Source organism: Cellulomonas sp. Root485 (genome assembly GCF_001426705.1).
GTDB lineage: Bacteria > Actinomycetota > Actinomycetes > Actinomycetales > Cellulomonadaceae > Cellulomonas.
In genome coordinates this window covers 918,445-939,173 of the sequence record NZ_LMFC01000001.1, presented here as the reverse complement: position 1 = coordinate 939,173, position 20,729 = coordinate 918,445, and the positions used below count along the sequence as shown (strand labels likewise).

Genomic DNA, 20,729 nt, shown 5'->3' with positions numbered 1-20,729 from the left:
TAGGGCGCTCACCAGCCGTCGACGCTCCAGTGCCACGGCTCGCCCGGCAGGTTCTCCAGGCCGTAGGCGGCGGCGTTCTGGGTGAGCCAGACGAACGCGGGCGACCCGGCCCGCAGGACCTTTCCCTCCACGGTGAAGTCGAGCGCGAGGCCGCGCTCGTGGCGGGAGGTGCCCGGCGGTGCGGTCTGCGGGCGGCACGCGACGACCGTGGGGTCGGCCTCGGTCGGGCTGCAGTTGGCGGCGCGCAGCGCGATCTGCTGGCTGGAGCTGCGCCAGCCCCAGGCGCGCAGGTCGATGCCGTCGGCGCGTGCCGCGGTCATCAGGGTGTCGAGCGCGTCGGCGAGGCACGGGTGGACGCGCACACCCTGCCCGGTGACCACGGTGTCCTCCTGCGGGACGGGCGCGGTGACGTCGTCGCAGTCCGTCGCCACCTGGTGGCTCACCATCACGTCGGCCGGCACGTCGACACGCCAGAGCTCCTGGCCCGTCGTCGCGTGGAGCAGCAGCGCGCCCTCCTCGAGCAGGAGCGTCGCCCCCGGGTTGCCCGCCGTCGCGCTGGCCCACAGGACCGCACCGTCCGCACCGGTCACGACCACGTTCCCGTCGTCCTGGACGGCCAGCCCTGCCGCGCCGGGCGCCTCCGCGGACCACACGACGGTGTCGTCGTACGCCAGCACCAGCCCGTCGGGTCCCACCTGCAGCTGGAGGTGCCCGTCCGGGGAGCTGAGCTCGTCCCCGTCGGCGACGGGCGTCCCGCTGACCAGCGACGACGGGCCAATCACCGTCTCGGTGCTCCACACGGCGGCCCCGGCGGCGTCGTACAGGACGAGGTCACCGTCGTCCTGCAGGACGAGCGACGAGCCGGGGTTCCCGGCGGTCCGGCTGCGCCACACGCGGTCGCCGTCAGCATCGGTGACGACGAGCTCGCCGTCCTCGCGCAGGGTCAGGCGCGCCCCCGGGTGGTCGGTGCCCGTCGACCACCGTGTCGCGGCGTCCGGGCCGAGCAGCGCGACGTCACCGTCGTCGAGCACGAGGAGCGTCTGGCGTCCGTCAGGCGAGGAGAGCGCGTCGCCGGGCTCGAGCACGCCGCCGGACGGGAGGATCGAGGGCCGCACGGCGGTGCCGGACTCCCACACCTGCGAGCCCTGCGGGTCGAGCACGACGAGGTCGCCGTCGTCCTGCAGGACGAGCCGCGACCCGACCGTCGCCGGGGCCTCCGGACGCCAGCCGACGGTGCCGTCGGGCGCCGTCAGGGCCACGTCGCCGCTCTCCGCGACCACCAGGGACGAACCCGGCACGGCGGGACCGGACACCCAGCGGGGATCGGGTTCGGCGCCGAACAGCGCGAGCATCCCGTCGGGCTGGACCACCAGGGTCTGCGTCCCGTCCGCCGAGACGAGGCCCTCCCCGGGGCGCAGCGTCTCGCCGGGGCGCAGCTCAGCCTCACCGGACGACGCGAGCGCGGACGGGGCGAGCACCAGGGTGCCGACGAGCACGCAGGCGCTGACCAGCGCGGCGCGAACGACGGGACGCGCCATCGCGCCCCGCCCCCGACCGCTCACGACTCGGCTCCCCGGGCCATGTACCCACCCCCTTGCACGGCCCGACCTGACAGCTCAGGTGGGGTCGCTCCTCCACCCTAGGTCAGGGTGACGCGGATCACACGGGTGAAGGACCGTCGACCGAGGGCGGGAGAGCGGCCGGCCACTTCAGGCGAGGCGAGACGGTCGCGGTGGCATCCGGTCGTACCTGGATCAGCTGGTAGTCGACGAAGCGTCGGGTGTCGGGGTTCCAGCGCAGCACGGTCATCTCGGCGACGCCGTTCAGCGGCCCGACGGTCGGTTGTCCGAGCGTCGCCCCGGCGGTGCTGGAGCTGATGTACCGGACGGCATCGTCCACCCGTTCGGGACCGTACCGGTGGTGCAGGTGGCCCGAGATCTGGGCGGGCACGCAGCCGCTCGCCAGCGCCCGTTCACCCACGCCTGGGGTGTGGATGAGGAGCAGGTCCACGCCCTCCTCGTCGTCGCACGCGACGTCGGCGAGGCGCTGCGCCTCGTCGGCGGCGCTCTCCTTCCCGGCCTGCGCGGTTCCCCCCGCCCCGACGCGCGTCTCGTTCGGGTCGCGGTCGCCCAGGATGCGCAGGCCGTCCACCTCGACCACGGAGCCGTCCAGCACGGTGGCGCCGGCCCGGGCGTAGTTCCTCGACGTCTCGGCGGAGTCGTGGTTGCCCGGCGACGTCACCAGCTCCACGCCGTCGGGGACGGCCCGGGCGAACGTCGTCACGCAGTACTGCTCCACCGACGTGCCGTTGATCGTCGTGTCGCCGGCGTCGAGGACGAGGTCGGCGCCCGAGCCCTCCACGACGGTCCGGATCAGTGGTGCCATGCCGACGTTGCAGTGCAGGTCGGACACGACGACGGCGGTGACCAGGTTCTCGTCGTCCTCGGGCTCGCTCGCCTCCGGCGACGGGCTCCCGGTGGTGGACGGCTCCGGGTGGTCGAGGAGCTCCTGCCGCTCGTCCCAGGCAGCCTGCAGCGACGCGTTGGCCTCCGCGTAGAACTTCTCGTTCTTGCGCAGCTCGGCGACGACCTGACCGCCGTAGGTGTCGATGACACCGCCGAGCCGGCCGGTCACCCGAGCCCCCTCGAGCGGAGTGCCGTCGAACACCGTGCTCGCCCGCTGCGACGCCGACGGTCGGTCCCGCCGCCCGACGCTCGACGTCAGGACGGTGCCGACGAGCCCCACGACGACGATCCCGACGACGACCGACCGCAGGTGCGGCCGCACCCGGTCGTGCAGCTCCACCCTCCGCGCCGGACCGACGAGGAACCGGACCAGGTACCACCCGCCGACCAGCACCCCGAGAGCCAGCGCGGTCCGTTCGAGCGCCTCGGCGCCCAGGGCGCGTGCCACGTCCTGGACCGTCGCCTGCGGGCCGGAGAAGAACTGCAGGTAGCTCTGCAGGTCCCCGCTGAGCGCCGCCAGGGTGCGCGCCTGGTCCAGCTCGGTGACCGACGCCGGGATCTCCTGCACCGTCACCCGCACGCCGAGCGTCAGGGGCAGCGGCGAGTCGATCTGCAGCGTGCCGAGGGGGCCGAGGTCGATGGTCACCGTGTCGTCGGTGGTGACGTCGTACCGGGCCTCGTGCGGCCCGAGGCTGCTCTCGACGGACGCTGTCGTGATCCCGAAGGTGAGCGAGACGAGCACGGCGGCGACCAGCAGGAGGACCCGCGGCCACCACCGTCGCTCGGCGCGCGCCTCGGGGCTGCTCGGGTCGCTCATCGCCCCCGAGCCTATGCGGGGCGGGCCGGATCAGCCCTGGTCAGCCCTGCGCGTCGCGCCAGGCCACCCACTGCGCGGCCAGCGACAGGTCGTAGTCCGGACCGCCGGTGCCGACGGTGAAGAGCGTCACGCCGGCGGCGACGAGCGCGTCGGCGACCTCGCTCGGCGGCGCCCCGACCCCGATGGACCGCTCGACCAGCGTGGCCGTGTCCCGCCCGACGTCGGCGCCGTGCTCGTCGAGGATGGCGCTCTTGCGCACGAGCGTGTCGACGTTCCCGAACGAGTGCCACAGGTCGGCGTGCTCCGCGACGACCCGCAGGGTCTTGCGCTCGCCGCCGCCACCGATCATGACGGGGATCTGGCGGGTCGGCACGGGGTTGGACGCCGCCCAGCGGGCCGTGATGCGCGGCATGGCCTGTGCCAGGTCCGCGATCCGGGAGCCGGCGGTGCCGAACTCGTAGCCGAACTGGTCGTAGTCCTTCTCGAACCAGCCCGCACCGATGCCGAGGATCAGGCGCCCGCCGCTGATGTGGTCGACCGTGCGGGCCATGTCCGCCAGCAGCTCGGGGTTCCGGTAGGAGTTGCACGTCACGAGCGCGCCGATCTGCACCCGGCTGGTCTGCTCCGCCCACGCGCCGAGCATCGTCCAGCACTCGAAGTGCTTGCCGTCCGGGTCTCCGCTGAGCGGGAAGAAGTGGTCCCAGTTGAAGATGATGTCGACACCGAGGTCCTCCGCGCGGCGCACCGCGTCGCGGATCTGGGCGTAGTCGGCGTGCTGGGGCTGGAGCTGGACTCCGATGCGGATGGGGTGCGTCATGGAGTCGAGCCTACGGACGGCTCCGCGACCCGGCCGGTCGAAAGAAGGACAGGATCTGACCTCTTCTGTGCGCAGACTGGGTCCACCACCTCACCGAAGGAGTTCTCCATGGACATGAAGCTCGAGCTCGTCTCTGTTCCCGTGACCGACATCGACCGCGCGAAGGCGTTCTACGTCGACCAGGTCGGCTTCGTCGCGGACCACGACATCCCCGTCGACGAGAACCTGCGGTTCGTGCAGCTCACTCCCCCGGGCTCGGCCTGCTCGATCGTCCTCGACGTGAACATGACGTCGATGGCTCCGGGCGCGCAGCAGGGGCTGCAGGTGGTGGTCGACGACGCGGACGCCCTCTACGAGCTCCTGACCGGGCGCGGAGTGGCCGCCGAGCCCGTGGTCGAGCTGCCGTGGGGGCGGTTCACGTTCTTCACGGACCCCGACGGCAACCGGTGGGCCGCGCAGCAGATGATCAGGCGCTAGGGGCGGCTGCGGCGATCAGGAGCTCCGCCGCTGTGCGGAGATGATCGATCTGCTCGGGCGTCAGGCCCAGGCCGTCCACCATCGCTGCGGGGATCCCGACGGCGGATGCGCGCAGCTCCCGGCCGGTGTCGGTGACGACGATGTCGAGGGCGCGTTCGTCGTCGGCGGCGCGCTCCCGCCGGACGAGCCCCATGGCTTCCAGGCGCTTGACCAGCGGCGATGCCGTCGCCGGCTCCAGGTGGAGCAGTGCCGCGAGGTCCTTGAGCGACAGCCGGCCGTACTGCCACAGGGCGAGCATCGCGAGGTACTGCGGGTGCGTCAGCCCCAGTGGCTCGAGGAGCGGACGGTAGAACGCGACCAGGCTGCGGGCCGCGGCGGACATGGTCAGGCAGACCTGGGCCTCGACGGCGAGCGGATCGTCCATGTACCCGATCCTAGGTCGTGCGCATATAGTTAGGGCACGAACTACCGAGGAGCTCCCGTGCCGAAGAAGCGACGCCGTGACATGACCGAGTGGTGGCTGACCTACCTGGGCCCCGCGCAGGTGGGCAACATCCGCGGTCCCCGCAAGGTGCTCACCGACGACGAGGTGGCCCGCGACACCGAGCTCCAGCAGCAGTTCGACCGGGTCGTCGACGCGTCGGGCCGGACGTTCCTGGTCGAACGCGGAACCGGTGCAGGTGCTACTGGTACGTGACCAGGTCCGGCACCGGCTGGACCTGGTAGGTCTGCGTCGGGTCCAGCATCGGGACGTCCTCGTCGAAGAAGTTCTTCCACCCCCAGTGCACGGGCGGCGCATCCGTGCGCAGCGCGTTCCACGTGCCCGCCTTCGCCGGCTGCGAGCCCTGACCGTCGACGTGGATCATCACCGCCAGCTCGTCGCGTGACGTGTCGAGGCGGCCACGGTCGGTGATCATCCGGCCCGCGAACTGGTGCAGGACGAACATCTTCTGCGGCAGTGCGCGCTGCGCCGTGAAGTCGGCGAGCCACGCCGCGACCCCGTTGACCTCGTCGACGCCGACGGAGCCGATCTGGCGCAGGTGCACCTGGTCCGGGGCCAGGCGCCACTCCGGGTCGAGGGCGAGCCCCACGTATGGCAGCGCCAGCAGGTCGGCGTACTGCTGCGCCTGCGTCAGGAAGTCGGTGCGGCCCGGCTGCAGGTCGAGGACGACCGCCATGCCCGCAGCGCCGGCCGCCTCCACCAGCGGCCGCAGCTCCTCGACCGGACGCTCCTCGGAGTAGTTGCCGTCGTCCCCCGGTCCCGCCGACGCGATCGTCGCGATGATCTCCACGGCAGGCACGACGACGTCCGCGGTCAGGCCCCGGTACTGCGCGGCCGTCCCCTCGGCGCGGGCCAGCGTCGCGGGCACGTCCTGCTCCCCCAGCACCCCGAGCGCACTCGAGCCCGGCGTGCCGTAGAGCGCGACGTACTTCTTGCCCGGGAACCCCGGGACCTGCGGGAAGATCAGCTGGCCCCCGCCGCCCAGGAGCACCCCGGTCGACGCGGCCGCGACGCGACGGGCGAGCTGGTCCGGCGGCCCGAACGCAGCCCCGATCGCGATCGCGTGCTCGGGCGCGGCGGCCGCGAGCGCCTGGACTCCCGGCGTCGTGGCACGCGGGTCACCGCCCGGGGTGTCGACCACGGGCACCCCGGCCGCGCGGAGGGTCGCGAGCGCGGCGAGCGGGTCGACACCGACCCCCGTCAGCGCGACGGTCGCGGTGACCGGCTCCGGCGGGCTCGTCCGCGGGAGCGTCGGGGCCGGCGGCGGAGTCGTCGATGGCGTCCGTGAGGGCGTCGCCGATGCCGTCGGTGCACTCGGGCTCGGGGTGGAGGTCGGGGTGGGCAGCGCGCCGGGGACGACGAGCACGGCCGGCCGCGGTGCGGTGAGCGCGCGGACGGTGCCGGTCTCCTGCCCAGGGGGCACCTCGACGGGTGTTCCGAAGCGCGCCCCTGTCGCTGCCCGCAGCACGTCCGGGCCCGCACCGGCCGGCACCGGAACGACGGTCATGGCGCTCGGCGGCGTCAGGGTGACCGCACCGACCGCCAGCACCGCCTGGGCGTCGAGCCGGTCGAGCTCGGCCAGGAGCGGAGCAGCATCGGTCCCGGGGACGCTCAGCAGCATGGGGGCACCGAGCGCCACGGCCGCCGACGCGGCGGTGAGCTGCGCGGGGCCGTCGTCGACGGGTGCGACGACCACCACCGGAGCGGTCACGAAGACCGCGCGCGACGCCTCGAGCGCCGCGTCCTGCGCCGTCGCTGCCGGCAGGACCGTCGCGGCCTCGGCAGGTGCTCCGACCTGCGCGGACACGGGGGTGGGCGACGGCGTGGGGGTCGGGGCGGGCGTGCTCGCGGTGACGGTGGGCTCGACCGCTCCTCCGTCGTCCGTGCACCCGGCGAGCAGGGCGACCACGACGAGCAGTGCCGGGACAGCGGCAGCACCTCGTCGGCCCATCGGCACGGTCTACCTCCTGGTCGGCGAACGACCGCCAGCATACGAGGACCTCGTCGGACGGACCGCCTGGCGAGCGGGCGGCGATCGCGTGACCGGCGTGGGGTTGCTCGCGGGAGGCCAGGCGGCGTGCCAGGCTCGACAGATGGGATCCGCGGGCGAGGTCGTGCAGGCGTACGTCGCCACCCAGGTCGAGCGTCTGCTCGCCGCGGTCCCCGGGGTCCGGGACGGGGACGACGATGCCGTGCACGACGCCCGCGTGGCCACCCGACGGCTCCGGGCGGCGTTGTCGGTGTACCGGTCGGTGCTGGATCGCGAGGTCACCGATCCCGTGCGCGCCGAGCTGGCGGAGCTCGGGCACGTGCTCGGCACCGCCCGGGACGCGTACGTCGAGGGCCACGCCCTGCGGCGCAGGCTCGCGCGCGAGGACCCGGCGCTCGTCGTCGGTCCGGTCGAGCGGCGGATCGACGAGGACCGCTCCGCCGCCCGCCTCCTGGCGCAGGACGGGGTGGACTCCTGGCTGGCGTCGGCGCGGTTCGCTGAGCTCGTCGCGACGCTGGCGCAGGACCTGCCGACCGGTCCCGGGGCCTCCGGCGAGGCCACCACGGTCCTCCCCCGCCGCGCTCGACGTGCGTGGCACCGCCTCGACCGCGCGCTGGAGGCGGCGGCAGACGCACCCGCCGGGGACGACCGGGACGAGGCGCTGCACGAGGTCCGCAAGGCGGCACGTCGCGCCCGCTATGCCAGCGAGGTCGCCGCGGCCGTCGTGGGCGCCCCCGCCCGGCGGAGCGCGAAGCGGGCGCACCGCGTCCAGGAGGTGCTCGGCACGCAGCACGATGCGGTGACCCGGCAGGAGACGCTGCGTCGCCTCGCGCACCAGGCCGACCTCGACGGGGAGAGCACCTTCACGTACGGCCGCCTGCACGCCCTGGAGCAGATCGCCGGGGAGGCGGCCAGCGACGCGGCCGTGACGCCCCTGCGACGGGTCGCCCGCCGGGGGCACCGCCGCTGGATGCGCTAGTCGGTCGTCTCGCCCGTGCGGTGGTTGTGCCCCAGGCTCTCCAGGAACCGTGGACCACGGGTGGCCAGCTCGGCCTCGTACGCGGCGGACCACGTGCCGTAGGGCGTGCCCGCGAGCGCGTCGTTGGAGAACCGCGGGTCCGAGGTCACCTCGGTGACGCAGAAGTCGGGGATGGTCAGGTCGGTCACCGGGCCGCCGCGCTCCACCTCGGCGATCATCAGCGGCGCGTTGCCGCCCGCGAACGTGTCGACCACCCAGCCGTCGTCGCCCAGCCACACCGAGTGGCGCGTCTTGGCCACGCGTGCTCCGCCGCGCCGGACCAGCTCGATCCCGACGGAGATGTCGAGCTCGCGCTCTGCCTCGTACCGGGTGCCCTCGTTCATGGGCCCCTTGACGGTGATGGCACAGAAGTCCATCTGGTCGGCGTAGCGGTCGAGGATCCCCAGCTCGTCGAGGCCGGGGTCCAGCACGAGCCCCTCGACGGTGGCCTGCACGCGGACGCGGATGGCGAACCCTGCGTCGGCCAGGACGTAGCTCTGCACGATGAGGGCCGGGGAGGCGTCGAGCAGGTCCGGGGGCACGTCGCGCGCCCAGAAGCGACGCTCGAACTCGAAGTCGCCGTACCCCGTGTCGCTCACCCTCCGAGGGTATCGGCCGAGGTCACCGCGGGCGTGCACATCGGCTGTCCGTCGCCTATTCGGTGCTCACCGCGTCGAGCACGGGTAGCCGCGCCGCCCGGACCGCCGGCCACAGCGCCGCCACGACGCCGACCACCACAGCGAGCGCGAGCATCAGCGCGAGGCTCGTCCACGGGACCGCGAGCGTCCGCAGGCCGACGTCCGCGAACACCGTCGGCAGCGTCGCGGCGAGCGCGACTCCCATGACCAGCCCGACGGTCGTGCCGAACACCGCGGTGAGCACCGACTCCAGCGTGATCGTGGTGCCCAGCTGGAGCCGGCCCAGGCCCACCGCGCGGAGCAGCCCGATCTCGCGGGTGCGCTCGATGACGGACAGGGCGAGCGTGTTGACGATGCCGAGCACGGCGATGACGACCGACAGCCCCAGCAGCGCGTAGAGGATCACCAGCACCCGGTCCACCTGCGCGGCCAGGTCGGACACGAACTCCTCGCTGTCCATGACCGAGACGACGACGTACGGCCGGACCGCCTCCGTGAGCTCGTCGCGCAGAGCCGCGACGTCGGCACCGTCCGCCGCCGTGACGAACACCGTGGTCATGCGCTGCTCGTCGGGTGGGAAGAGCGGGTCCAGGACGTCCTGCGAGACGACGAGCGGAACCCCGAACGCAGGCGAGTCGATGACCGCGCCGATCGCGGCGGTCGTCGTCCCGGAGGAGCCGACGAGCCGGAGCTCGTCCCCGAGGGACCAGTCCTCGTCGTCCATCGTGGTCCGCTGCACCGCGACCTCGCCGGCCGCGAGCGCGGCGGGGAAGTCGCCCTCGACCACCTCGGTGCGGATGCTGCGGCCGACCGCGGTGGGGTCGATCCCGGTGACCGCGAACGCGGCGTCGCCGACGAGGACGCTGGCGGTCGCGAACGTGTCGGCCGCGCGCACGTCGGGCAGCGCACGGACGGCGACGACCGCCTGCTCCGGGACCGTGCCCTGGGCGGCACCGCGCAGGATGTAGTCGGTGGTGGCCTCCTGCGTGACGATGGCGCTGGTGGACGCCTGGGTGGTGGCCGCGATCACGGCAGCCGCCCCGACGAGGGCCATGCCGATCATGAGGGCGCCCGCGGTGTTCGCCGTGCGCCGGGGGTTGCGGGTGACGTTGCCCCGCGCCAGCGGACCCACCGGTCGCCACGAGACGAACGGGAGGGCCGCCACCCGCAGGAACCCACGCGCCAGGACCGGCGACGCGGCGAGCACCCCCAGGACGACCGCGCCCGCACCGATCCCGAGCACCGCTCCGGCGTGGTCCGCGGTCGGGTCCAGCAGCGCGACGACGACCGCGCCGACGCCCAGCGCCACCAGTGCGATCCCCACGGCGGCCCGACGCGTCAGGGAACGCTCCGGGAGGGTGACCTCGTCGCGCAGCGCCTCCACCGGCGGCACCAACGCCGCCCGTCGCGCGGGCAGTGCCGCTGCCAGCACGCTCACGAGGGTGCCGACGAGCACGGAGACGACCAGCGTGAACCCGTCGAGCGGCACCCGGCCGGTGAGCTCCATGCCGAACCTGCCGAGCACCTCGCGGAGCACGACGACGAGGCCGAGGCCGCCCGCGACCCCGAGGACCGCGCCGACCACCCCGACGATCGCGGCCTGCAGCACGATCGACGTGAACACCTGCAGGGGCGACGCGCCGACCGCCCGGAGCAGGGCGAGCTCGCGGGTCCGCTGCCGGACCCACATGGAGAACGTGTTGGCGATGATGAAGCCGCCGACGAAGAGCGAGATGCCCGCGAAGACCAGCAGGAACGTCGTGATGAACCCGAGGACCGTGAGGATGTTCTCGGTCGACTGCTCACGCACCTCGTCGCCGGTGACGGCCTCCGCCGGGACGCCCGACTCGGCCAGGACGGGAGTGAGCCGGTCCACCAGCTGCTGCTCGGTCAGCCCGTCGGCCGCCAGGACGGAGAGGGTGGCGACCGTGCCGTCCGGCGCGAACGCAGCCTCGGCGGTCTGAGGGTCGAGGAAGACGACGGTGGCACCGGCCAGGGCGGCACCGAGCCCCATCTCGCCGACGACCGTCACCGGGCGGACCGCACCGCCCACGACCACGCTCGTCGCGTCACCGAGCGCCAGCCCCGACGCGGCCAGCGACGCCGACTCCACCCCGATCTCGTCGGCCGCGGCCGGCGGCCGCCCCGCGACCACGTCCACCGCAGGGTCCTGGGGGTAGTAGGGGAACGCGAAGCTCGGCGCCTGCGTGCTCTGCACCGCGGTGCCGTCGGCGCCGACCAGGACGAGCGGCCCCTGCACGTCAGCCAGGACGGCGGCGACCCCGTCGACCGCCTCGAGCTCGTCCACCAGGGTCAGCGGCACCGGGTTGCGCACCTGCGGCGTGATCCGGTCCGGGCCGCCGGTCCCCCCGGCCGGCTCGGAGCCGCGGACGTAGGCGTCGCCGAGCGTCGTCGTCGCGACGATGTCCGTGAACGTGGAGCTCAGCATCGTGCGCAGCGCGAAGGTCCCTGCGACGAACGCCACCCCGAGCGCGACCGCGAGCACGGAGAGGCAGAACCGCACGAGGTGCGCGCGCACCCCGCGCAGCGCGACGCGAACCATCAGCCGGCGCCGACGCGGATCGCCGTGAGCGCGGCGAGCACCGTGTCCGCGGTCGGGTCCCGCAGCTCGCCGACCAGCCGCCCGTCCGCCAGGAACAGCACCCGGTGGGCGTAGCTCGCCGACGTCGGGTCGTGCGTCACCATGACGACGGACTGCCCGAGCTCGTCGACGCTGCTGCGCAGGAACCCGAGGACCTCCGCCGCGGACGTGCTGTCGAGGTTGCCCGTGGGCTCGTCCGCGAACACCACGGCGGGCCGCGCGACGAGCGCCCGCGCGCACGCCACCCGCTGCTGCTGCCCCCCGGACAGCTCGTTCGGCTTGTGCCCGAGCCGGTCGGTGAGCCCGAGCGTGTCCACCACGAGGTCGAGGTGGGCGTGGTCGACCTGCCGCCGGGCGATGTCGAGCGGCAGCGTGATGTTCTCCAGGGCCGTCAGGGTGGGGACCAGGTTGTACGCCTGGAAGACGAACCCGATCCTGGTCCGGCGCAGCGCGGTCAGCTTCCGCTCGGACATGCTGCTCACCGTCTGGCCGTCGACCACCACGGTGCCGGACGTGGGCCGGTCCAGCCCCGCGAGGCAGTGCATGAGCGTCGACTTGCCCGAGCCGGACGGCCCCATGATCGCGGTCAGCTCCCCGCGGACCAGGTCGACGTCCACCCCGTCGAGCGCCCGGACGGACGTCTCACCCGAGCCGTAGACCTTCACCAGGTCGCGCGCGGAGGCGATCGCGGGAGCGGTCATGCGGGGGCGTTCCTCCTCGTCAGGCGGGCGTCTGCCACCGATCGTGCCCTGTGACGCTCACCACCGCGAGCCCGTCGCAAGCATCACGTGTGAGAGGGTAGGCACACCAAGGGCTGCGCGAACCTGCGCGCCCCGCGTCGTGGAGGTCCCCCGGAGCACCCGCTCTGGTTGCTCTGGCGGCGGACCCCGACCCAGCCCCGAGAGGCTCTTTCTCTATGACTTCGTTCACCGATCTTGGCGTGCCCGCTGCCCTCACGGCAGCGCTCACCGCGCAGGGCATCACCGCCCCGTTCCCCATCCAGACCGCCACGCTGCCCGACTCGCTGGCCGGCCGTGACGTGCTCGGCCGCGGCCGCACCGGCTCCGGCAAGACCCTCGCGTTCGCCCTCCCGCTCGTCGTGCGGCTCGCCGCCACCGCCGGCAGGGGCAAGGCCCCGCGCCGCCCCCGCGCCCTGGTGCTGGCCCCGACGCGCGAGCTCGCCTCGCAGATCGACGCGACCATCGCGCCGCTGGCCAAGGTGCTCGGCCTGAACACGACCGTGATCTTCGGCGGCGTGTCGCAGGGCAAGCAGACCTCCGCGCTCAACGGCGGCATCGACATCGTCATCGCCTGCCCGGGGCGCCTCGAGGACCTGCTCAACCAGAAGGCCCTCACGCTCGACGACGTGCAGATCACCGTGCTCGACGAGGCCGACCACATGGCCGACCTCGGCTTCCTGCCCGGCGTGAAGCGGATCATGGACAAGACCCCGAAGGCCGGCCAGCGCCTGCTCTTCTCGGCCACCCTCGACAAGGGTGTCGACCAGCTGGTCAAGCGCTACCTGACCTCGCCCGTCGAGCACTCCGTGGACAGCGCCGAGTCCCCGGTCGCGGCGATGACCCACCACCTGTTCGAGGTCCGCGACGCCGACGCCAAGAAGCAGGTCGTCCACCACCTCGCCTCCGGCACCGGTCGCCGCGTGCTGTTCATGCGCACCAAGCACCAGGCCAAGAAGCTGGCCAAGCAGCTGACCATGGACGGCATCCCGGCCGTGGACCTGCACGGGAACCTGGCGCAGGGCGCTCGCGAGCGCAACCTCGAGGCGTTCTCCTCCGGCGCCGTCCGGGTGCTCGTCGCCACCGACATCGCCGCGCGTGGCATCCACGTCGACGACATCGAGCTCGTCGTGCACGTCGACCCGCCGGCCGAGCACAAGGCGTACCTGCACCGCTCCGGCCGCACCGCGCGCGCCGGGTCGGGTGGCGACGTCGTCACGATCGTCCTGCCCGAGCAGCGCGGCGACGTCCGCCAGCTCACGCGTGCCGCCAAGATCACCGCGACGCCGAGGCCCGTCTTCCCCGGTGACGCGACGCTCACGCGCCTCGTCGGCGAGGTCGCCGCGCCGGTGAAGTACGTGGCCCCGCCCGCGCAGCCCACCACCGGTGGCGGCGGTGGCGGCGGGCGTGGTCGCGGTCGCGGTGGCGCCCCCGCAGCCGCTGCTCCTGCGGCCGGCTCCGGTCAGCGTCGCCGTCGCGGCGGCAGCGGTCGCGGAAACGGCGGCGGCTCCGGTGCGTCGACCTCGGGTGGCCCGCGCGTGGTGTACTCGCGCGGCTGAAAGTCCTGATCAGGGGCCGGTCCGATTCGTCGGGCCGGCCTCTGGCGTTCCCGCCGGGCCTGGCCGCATGATGATCCGGAGCGTCTCCGACACCCGGGAGTGAACCATGTCGAACCGCACGGCGTCCTGATGGCGATCATCTCCCGCGGGTTCCGCGGCAAGCGTGAGGTCGACCCCCGGATCCCGCCCGGTCAGTACCTCGAACGCGGGTTCCCGGTGCTGTCGGCCGGCCCGACCCCGCGCGCCGACCTGTCCACCTGGACCTTCTCGATCACGGCCGGCGGCGCACCGCGCGCGAGCTGGACCTGGTCCGAGCTGACGCACCTGCCCCACGACGACATCGTCAAGGACATCCACTGCGTGACCAAGTGGAGCAAGCTCGACTCCGTGTGGCGGGGCATCTCGCTCGACACGCTGCTCGACGGGGTGGAGATCGCCCCCGAGGAGCAGTACGTGATGGCGCACTGCGACGGCGGCTACACGACGAACGTCCCGCTGGCGGACCTGCGCGGCGGCAAGGCCTGGATCGCCTACCAGTACGACGGTGCCCCACTGCCGCCCGAGCACGGCGGTCCCGCCCGGCTGCTCATCCCGCACCTGTACTTCTGGAAGTCCGCCAAGTGGGTCCGCAGGCTCGACCTGATGACCGAGGACACGTGGGGGTTCTGGGAGCGGCTCGGGTACCACTCCTATGGCGACCCGTGGAAGGAACAGCGCTATTGGGGGGACTGAGCGTGTCCTCTCCTGACACCGAGCTCTACGCCCTCCCCTGGATGGTCGGCACCCTCGTCGGGCGCACCGCCGAGACGCCGACCGCCATGACGCTCGAGCTCGACGTCCCCGGCTGGCGCGGCGCCCTGGCCGGCCAGCACGTGGACGTCCGGCTGACCGCGGAGGACGGCTACTCGACGCAGCGCTCCTACTCCCTGGCCTCCCCCGGCACCATGGGACTGCCCGGGGTCCCGCCCGACCCAGCCGCCCACGACAGCCGGATCGCCCTGACCGTGCAGGTGGTCGACGACGGCGAGGTGTCCCCGTACCTCACCGAGGACCTGCAGGTGGGCGACGAGATCGAGCTCCGCGGACCCGTCGGGCACTGGTTCGTCTGGCAGCCGGCCGACCCGCACCCCGTGCAGCTCGTCGGCGGCGGGTCCGGCCTGGTCCCGCTCATGTCGATGCTGCGCACCCGACGGCTGGCCGGGAGCACGGCGCCGTTCCGGCTGGTCGTGTCGGTGCGCACGCCGACGGACGCGATCTATGCCGACGAGCTCGAGGCCCTCGGCGGCGACGTCGAGATCACGCGGGTGTGGACCCGCCGGGGCCCGGACGGCTGGACGGGCCGGGTCGGTCGGATCGACTCCGCTCTGCTGGAGGCCGTCTGCTTCCCACCGGACGAGCGCGCGCACGTGTTCGTGTGCGGGCCGACGCCGTTCGTCGAGTCCGTCGCCGACACCCTGGTCGACCTCGGCCACGACCCCGAGCGCATCCGCACGGAACGGTTCGGACCGACCGGGCCCTAGGAACGTCCCGGCTGTGTCAGCCCGTGTTCTGCAGGCCCGCGGCCACGCCGTTGACGGTGAGCAGCAGGAGCCGGCGCAGGTCGCTCGCCTGCTCGGGGGCTTCACCCGTGCGCAGGCCGCGCAGTGCACGCAGCTGGAGCAGCGACAGCGCGTCGACGTACGGGCTGCGCAGCTGGACGGCTCGGCCGAGGATCCGGCGGCGGGACAGGATCGCCTCGCTCTGCGTGATGGCCAGCACCCACTGCCGGGTCAGCGCCATCTCCTCGAGGATGAGCTGCGCCAGGTCGTCGCGGTCGCCCAGCGCCAGGTACCGCTCGGCGATGCGCTCGTCGGTCTTGGCCAGCGACATCTCGACGTTGTCGATCATCGTGGTGAACAGCGGCCACTGGGCGTACGCCTCGCGCAGCTCGTCCAGGTCGTCGGTCGCCGCCAGCGCGGTGCCCAGGCCGTACCAGCCGGCCAGGTTGATCCGCGCCTGCGACCAGCTGAACACCCACGGGATCGCGCGCAGGTCGTCGAGCGACTCGACCGACAGGCCGCGGCGCGCGGGACGCGAGCCGATCGGCAGCAGGCCGACCTCCTCGAGCGGCGTGACCTCGGCGAACCACTGCGGGAAGCCGGGGGCCTTGACCAGCTCGTGGAACCGGGTGCGTGATGACTCGTCGAGCTGCGCGGCGAGCGCCGTGAACCGCTCGGTCGCCGCGGAGTTGCGGCGCTCGACGGAGGGCGCCCCCGCCAGGAGCGTGGCCGCTGCGACCTGCTCGATGTGGCGGGCGGCGATGACGGGGTCGCCGTAGCGGGCGAAGATGACCTCACCCTGCTCGGTGAGCTTGAACCGGCCGTCGACCGACCCCGGGGGCTGGGCGAGGAGCGCGCGGTTGGCGGGACCGCCACCGCGTCCCAGGGCGCCACCGCGGCCGTGGAAGAGGGTGAGGACGATGTCGTTGCGGCGCGCCCACTCCGTGATGCGGCGCTGCGCGGTGTCCAGCGTCAGCGTGGCGGAGACCGGCCCGACGTCCTTGGAGGAGTCCGAGTAGCCGAGCATGACCTCGACCCGACGGCCGTTCTCCGCGAGCCGCCGCTGGACCTGCGGGAGCGCCAGGGCGCCCTCGAGGATGTCGACCGACGCCTCGAGGTCCGCGAACGTCTCGAACAGCGGGACCGCGTCGATGATGGGCGCGTCCACCCCGGCGAACGCGATCTCGGCGAGCTGGTACACGGCCGCGAGGTGCTCGGCGGACTGCGTGAACGACACGATGTACCGACGGGCCGCCAGCACGCCGTAGCGCCGCTGGACGGCGCCGATGGCGCGGAACGTGTCGAGGACCTCGACCGTGCGCGGCTCGAGGGTGCCGTCGACACCGTTCTTCGCGAGGTCCGCGAGGGCGCCCTCGTGCACCTGGGAGTGCTGCCGCACCTCGAGCTCGGCCAGGTGGAACCCGAAGGTCTGCACCTGCCAGATGAGCCGCTGGAGGTCGCCGTAGGCCGACCGCGTCGCCCCGGCCTCGGCCAGGGAGCGCTGCACGACGGCGAGGTCGGCCTCGAGCTCCGACGCGGCGCCGTACCCGAGGTCCGCGTTGCGCGTCCGCGTCGCCGCGATGCGCTCCGCCAGGAAGTAGACGACGCGACGGTGCGGCTCGTTGGGGGCGTCGCCTGCGATCCGCGCGGCCAGCGCCGCGGACAGGCCGCGCTGACGCTGCCACAGGGCGCTCAGCTCGGCGGAGCCGGGCGTGCCGGACGCATCGAGGGTGAGCCCGTGCGCGGTCTTGCGGGCCGAGGACTCGAGCTCCAGCAGGGCGTGCTCGGAGGCCATCGCCGCGGCGGTCTCGGTGATCTCGGCGGTGACGTTCGGGTTGCCGTCGCGGTCCCCGCCGATCCAGGTTCCCAGCCGCGCGAACGAGCGCACGGCCGGAGCCGTCGTACCGGCGGCATCGGCCAGGAGCCAGTCGTCGAGGCGGCGGTAGACGGCCGGCAGGACGTCGGCGAGCGTCGCCTCGAACACGTTGATGACGGTCCGGACCTCGTCGAGCACCGACGGCTTGGCCTCGCGCAGCGGGGCGGTGCGCCAGAGCGTGTCGATCTCGCTCAGCAGGCGGCGGTCGTTCTCCGCCAGCGACATGCCACCCGTGTAGCGCAGGTCGCGCTCCGCGACGAGCTCGGCGATGCGGCGGATGGCGCCGGACACCGCCCGGCGACGGGCCTCGGTCGGGTGCGCGGTGAACACGGGCCGGAACTCGAGCTCCGCGAGCCGCTGCCGCGCGACGTCCTCGCCCACCTCGTCGGCCAGCTGCGCGACCGCGGAGGGCAGCGAGTCGTCCGGGGCGAGGTGGTGCGGCAGGAGGTTGGCCTCGCGGTCCCGCAGGACGCGCACGCGGTGGAACTCCTCCGCGGTGTTGGCCAGGTGGAAGTAGCAGGTGAATGCCCGCGCGACCTCCTCGGCACGCGACAGGCTGAAGCCCGCGACGAGTTCCTCGGCCTCGGCGAGCGCACCTGCGTCGGGGCCGTTGTGCGCCCGGATCGCGAGCTCGCGCAGGCGTTCGACGTCCGCCAGCAGGTCGTCGCCGCCGGCCTCGCGCAGCACCCGGCCGAGGAACTCGCCGAGCACCCGGACGTCGTTGCGCAGCGGCTCGGGCACCTCGTGGCTGGCGGGGCTGGTGGTGGAGCTCTGCACGGTGTCGCTCGGGGGAAGGGGTGCGGTCACGGGCCAAAACTAAGGCACGTGGCCCGATCCGGTCCCGGCAGTCCGAGCGCTGGGCAGTGTGACGTACTCGACGGCGTCCGGAGGCGTCGGCCCGCACCCTCGTGCGACGGTGTCCCGGTGCGACACATCATCATCGGGACCGGTGCGGTCGGCGGAGTGATCGGCGGGCTCCTGGCGAGCGCCGGGAAGGATGTCGTCCTCGTCGCCCGCGGACGGCAGCTGGCGGCGCTGCGCACCGGAGGGCTCGAGGTCACGACGGCCACCGGCACCGTCCGCGTGCATCCGCCGACCGCCGCGGGACCTCAGGACGTGGAGCTGCGTCCTGACGACGTGCTGGTGCTGGCCGTGAAGAGCCAGGACACGACTGCCGCCCTCACCGCGTGGGCGGACCGCCCCGTGGCCGGTGGCGGGACGGCCGCCGAGCGGCTCCCCGTCGTCTGCGCACAGAACGGGGTGGACAACGAGCGGGCTGCCCTGCGGCAGTTCGCCACCGTCGTCGCGATGTGCGTGTGGCTGCCCGCCACCTTCCTCGAACCCGGGCGCGTCTCCGCGGGCGGCACCCCCGTGCCGGGCGTGCTCACCGTCGGCCCCGCCGCTCAGGGCGTCGATCCCGACCTCGTGACCGCGTACGCGCGGGACCTCGTCGACGCCGGCCTCCGAGCGCCCGCGACGGCCGACGTCATGGCGTGGAAGTACCGCAAGCTGCTGTCCAACCTGGCGAACGCCGTCGAGGCGCTCTGCGGCACCACGCGCGACGAGGCCGCCGCCGAGCTGGCCGGCCGGGCCGACGCCGAGGGCCGCGCCGTCCTGGCGGCTGCCGGGATCGACGTGCTCGACGAGGCAGTGCACGACGCCGCACGCGCCGGTTTCACCATGAGCCGTCTGCCCGGGCTGGAGCACACGGGCGGGTCGTCGTGGCAGTCGCTGGTGCGTGGCACCGGGTCGATCGAGGCCGACCACCTCAACGGCGAGATCGTGCTCCTGGGGCGCCTGCACGGCGTCCCAACCCCGGTGAACGCGGTCCTGCAGCGGCGCGCGCGCCAGGCGGCCGCGACCGGAGCCGAACCAGGGTCGTTCACGGCCGGTGCCCTGCTGCGCGAGTCGGTCGGCTGAGCCGCGTTCCGCGTCCACCGAACCGGCAGCGGGCGCGGCGCCTGTCGGTACCGCGCCCGCTGCTCATGTGCCCGTACCTCTCAGCTCCCCATCAGGGCCTCAGGAGGCCGTGCAGGTGAGGCTCGGCCACGTCCAGTTGCCGCCGTGCTGGACGGTGAACCCGAACGAGGTGGTCTGACCGGCCGAGAGCGCACCGCTCCCGCTCGGCCGCATGGTCATCACGTTGCCCGACGAGTCCCACGTCGGGGACCCGTTCCACGTCGCGATGATCTTCTGCGGGCTCCGCACCGTGACGGTCGACTGCCAGCTGCTGATGTTGGTGTTCGCCCGGATGGTCACCGTGCCGTTGAAGCGGTCGTTCCACTTCTGACCCTCCGAGTACGTCGCCGTGCAGCTGCCGCCCGAGGTCGGGGGCGTCGTGGTCGTCGGCGACGGCGTCGGGTTCGAGGTGGGGTTCGACGTCGGGTTCGACGTCGGGGTGGTCGTCCCACCCGCGTTCAGCTGGTTGAGCACGCTGGTGTAGGCGGCCTTCTTGTTGCCGGAGCCGTCGAAGAGCAGCGGGGTGCCCGACGCGCGCCAGGAGTCCGAGTCGCGCACGCCCCAGACCGTGATGCCGGTGCAGCGGGAGACGGACAGGCAGGCCTGGACGACGCCCTGGTACTGCTGGGCCTGGGAGCTGCCGGAGCCCTCGATGTCGAGCTCGGTGATCTGCACGTCCACGCCGAGGGCGGCGAAGTTGCGCAGGGTCACGTCGTAGTTGGACGGCACGGGGTTGCCGGAGTTGAAGTGCGCCTGGAACCCGACGCAGTCGATCGGGACGCCGCGAGCCTTGAAGTCCCTGACCATGTTGTAGACGCCCTGCGTCTTGGCGTGGCTCCAGTTGTCGGTGTTGTAGTCGTTGTAGCAGAGCTTGGCGCCGGGGTCGGCGGCGCGGGCGGCGCGGAAGGCGGCCTCGATCCAGTCGTTGCCGGTGCGCTGCAGGTTGGAGTCACGACGACCGCCCGACGAGCCGTCGGCGAACGCCTCGTTCACCACGTCCCACGCGTAGACCTGGCCCTTGTAGTGGGTGGCCACCTGCGTCACGTGGTTCAGCATCGCGTTGCGCAGCGAGGATCCGGACATGTTCTGCATCCAGCCCGGCTGCTGGGAGTGCCACGCCAGGGCGTGGCCGCGGACCTGCTTGCCGTTGCTGCGCGCCCAGGACACGATCCGGTCGCCGTTGCCGTAGCTGAACTGGTTCTGGTTCGGCTCGGTCGCGTCCATCTTCATCTCGTTCTCGGCCGTGATCATGTTGAACTCACGGTTCGCGATGCTCGAGTACGTGCCGTCGCTCAGCCGGCTGGCGGCGATCGCGGTGCCGAAGTAGCGACCGCTCTCGCTGGCCGCTGCCTGCAGGGTGCTGCCCGCGGCCGCGGCCGGGAGTGCCAGCGCCACGGTGACGGCGGTGACGGCGAGGCCGCTCACGGCGGCGACGAGCCGTCCGCGTCGGTGCGTGAGTCGTGGGGTCGTCATTGATCCTCCTGGGGGTGCATGCGTCGGCTGATCGCCGGCGCCACACCCTCGACCGGCACGGAGAAGCGGGTCAAGAGCCGAGGGCGCTTCGGTAGTTTCGATAATAGTTACGAAACGTTTATCCACTCTTTCGGGTGATATGCACCGGTGTAAACGGGTCCGATATCGATATCGAAGGCGTGCTCAGCAAGTGTGGTCTCATCGCGACCTGGCGTCCGCTGGCGCAACTATCGGAGCGCTCCCACACCCGCATCGGGTCGA

General features: G+C 73.1%; 17 protein-coding genes. 7 read left to right on the top strand and 10 right to left on the bottom strand.

The features are described 5' to 3' along the window. Nucleotides 1-8: 8 nt before the first annotated feature. From ASD16_RS04345 to ASD16_RS04335, 3 genes are all read right to left on the bottom strand, one after another. A complete protein-coding gene (locus ASD16_RS04345; RefSeq protein WP_157453786.1) occupies nt 9-1,562 on the bottom strand; it encodes a D-alanyl-D-alanine carboxypeptidase family protein in 1,554 nt (517 codons plus the stop codon). A 97-nt stretch (nt 1,563-1,659) separates the two neighbouring features. After that, nucleotides 1,660-3,282 carry a metallophosphoesterase gene (locus ASD16_RS04340; RefSeq protein WP_082570585.1) on the bottom strand — a complete coding sequence of 541 codons (1,623 nt, stop codon included), beginning with the start codon at nt 3,280-3,282 and terminating at the stop codon, nt 1,660-1,662. A gap of 40 nt (nt 3,283-3,322) precedes the next feature. Continuing rightward, the gene (locus ASD16_RS04335; RefSeq protein WP_055913283.1) at nt 3,323-4,099 is read right to left on the bottom strand and encodes an LLM class F420-dependent oxidoreductase; all 777 of its coding nucleotides are present in this window, start codon (nt 4,097-4,099) and stop codon (nt 3,323-3,325) included. Between the two features lie 108 nt (nt 4,100-4,207). On the opposite strand from ASD16_RS04335, the gene ASD16_RS04330 reads away from it, so the two are divergent. Continuing rightward, complete coding sequence (locus ASD16_RS04330; RefSeq protein ID WP_055913280.1) at nt 4,208-4,576, top strand: VOC family protein; 369 nt, start codon at nt 4,208-4,210, stop codon at nt 4,574-4,576. Here the strand turns inward: ASD16_RS04330 and ASD16_RS04325 are convergent. After that, entirely contained in the window at nt 4,566-5,000 is a 435-nt protein-coding gene (locus ASD16_RS04325) for a MarR family winged helix-turn-helix transcriptional regulator (protein ID WP_055913277.1), read from the bottom strand. The two genes, ASD16_RS04330 and ASD16_RS04325, sit on opposite strands and share 11 nt — an antisense overlap. A 57-nt stretch (nt 5,001-5,057) precedes the next feature. Between ASD16_RS04325 and ASD16_RS04320 the strand changes: the two genes are divergently transcribed. Beyond that, on the top strand, nt 5,058-5,273 hold the full coding sequence (locus ASD16_RS04320) for a hypothetical protein (protein WP_235523103.1): 216 nt from the start codon (nt 5,058-5,060) through the stop codon (nt 5,271-5,273). Here the strand turns inward: ASD16_RS04320 and ASD16_RS04315 are convergent. Beyond that, nucleotides 5,260-7,029, bottom strand: coding sequence for a hypothetical protein (locus tag ASD16_RS04315; protein WP_055913271.1), 1,770 nt, complete (start codon nt 7,027-7,029; stop codon nt 5,260-5,262). The genes ASD16_RS04320 and ASD16_RS04315 overlap by 14 nt on opposite strands. A gap of 142 nt (nt 7,030-7,171) precedes the next feature. Between ASD16_RS04315 and ASD16_RS04310 the strand changes: the two genes are divergently transcribed. Further along, on the top strand, nt 7,172-8,047 hold the full coding sequence (locus tag ASD16_RS04310; RefSeq protein WP_055913268.1) for a CHAD domain-containing protein: 876 nt from the start codon (nt 7,172-7,174) through the stop codon (nt 8,045-8,047). Here the strand turns inward: ASD16_RS04310 and ASD16_RS04305 are convergent. From ASD16_RS04305 to ASD16_RS04295, 3 genes are read right to left on the bottom strand one after another with little or no spacing between them, the layout of a single operon-like run. Then, nucleotides 8,044-8,685, bottom strand: coding sequence for a hypothetical protein (locus tag ASD16_RS04305; protein ID WP_055913265.1), 642 nt, complete (start codon nt 8,683-8,685; stop codon nt 8,044-8,046). The two genes, ASD16_RS04310 and ASD16_RS04305, sit on opposite strands and share 4 nt — an antisense overlap. Before the next feature lie 55 nt (nt 8,686-8,740). Continuing rightward, nucleotides 8,741-11,287, bottom strand: a complete 2,547-nt coding sequence (locus ASD16_RS04300) for an ABC transporter permease (RefSeq protein WP_055913262.1) — start codon at nt 11,285-11,287, stop codon at nt 8,741-8,743. Next, nucleotides 11,287-12,027, bottom strand: a complete 741-nt coding sequence (locus ASD16_RS04295) for an ABC transporter ATP-binding protein (RefSeq protein WP_055913259.1) — start codon at nt 12,025-12,027, stop codon at nt 11,287-11,289. Before ASD16_RS04295 ends, ASD16_RS04300 begins: the two co-directional genes overlap by 1 nt. Before the next feature lie 215 nt (nt 12,028-12,242). Here ASD16_RS04295 and ASD16_RS04290 point away from each other — a divergent pair, with 215 nt between their 5' ends. The 3 genes from ASD16_RS04290 (at nt 12,243) to ASD16_RS04280 (ending at nt 15,142) form a co-directional block, all read left to right on the top strand. Then, the gene (locus tag ASD16_RS04290) at nt 12,243-13,622 is read left to right on the top strand and encodes a DEAD/DEAH box helicase (protein ID WP_055913257.1); all 1,380 of its coding nucleotides are present in this window, start codon (nt 12,243-12,245) and stop codon (nt 13,620-13,622) included. Between the two features lie 129 nt (nt 13,623-13,751). Beyond that, the gene (locus ASD16_RS04285; RefSeq protein WP_055915691.1) at nt 13,752-14,354 is read left to right on the top strand and encodes a sulfite oxidase-like oxidoreductase; all 603 of its coding nucleotides are present in this window, start codon (nt 13,752-13,754) and stop codon (nt 14,352-14,354) included. A gap of 41 nt (nt 14,355-14,395) precedes the next feature. Further along, nucleotides 14,396-15,142 (top strand): ferredoxin reductase, encoded by a 747-nt coding sequence (locus ASD16_RS04280; protein WP_055915688.1) that lies wholly within the window; start codon nt 14,396-14,398, stop codon nt 15,140-15,142. Nucleotides 15,143-15,158: 16 nt separating this feature from the next. Here the strand turns inward: ASD16_RS04280 and ASD16_RS04275 are convergent, their stop codons facing one another. Beyond that, a complete protein-coding gene (locus ASD16_RS04275) occupies nt 15,159-17,843 on the bottom strand; it encodes a phosphoenolpyruvate carboxylase (RefSeq protein ID WP_082570584.1) in 2,685 nt (894 codons plus the stop codon). A gap of 117 nt (nt 17,844-17,960) precedes the next feature. Between ASD16_RS04275 and ASD16_RS04270 the strand changes: the two genes are divergently transcribed. Next, a complete protein-coding gene (locus ASD16_RS04270) occupies nt 17,961-18,956 on the top strand; it encodes a ketopantoate reductase family protein (RefSeq protein ID WP_055913254.1) in 996 nt (331 codons plus the stop codon). 99 nt (nt 18,957-19,055) lie between these two features. Here the strand turns inward: ASD16_RS04270 and ASD16_RS04265 are convergent, their stop codons facing one another. Next, the gene (locus ASD16_RS04265) at nt 19,056-20,468 is read right to left on the bottom strand and encodes an endo-1,4-beta-xylanase (protein ID WP_055913251.1); all 1,413 of its coding nucleotides are present in this window, start codon (nt 20,466-20,468) and stop codon (nt 19,056-19,058) included. Nucleotides 20,469-20,729 lie beyond the last annotated feature (261 nt).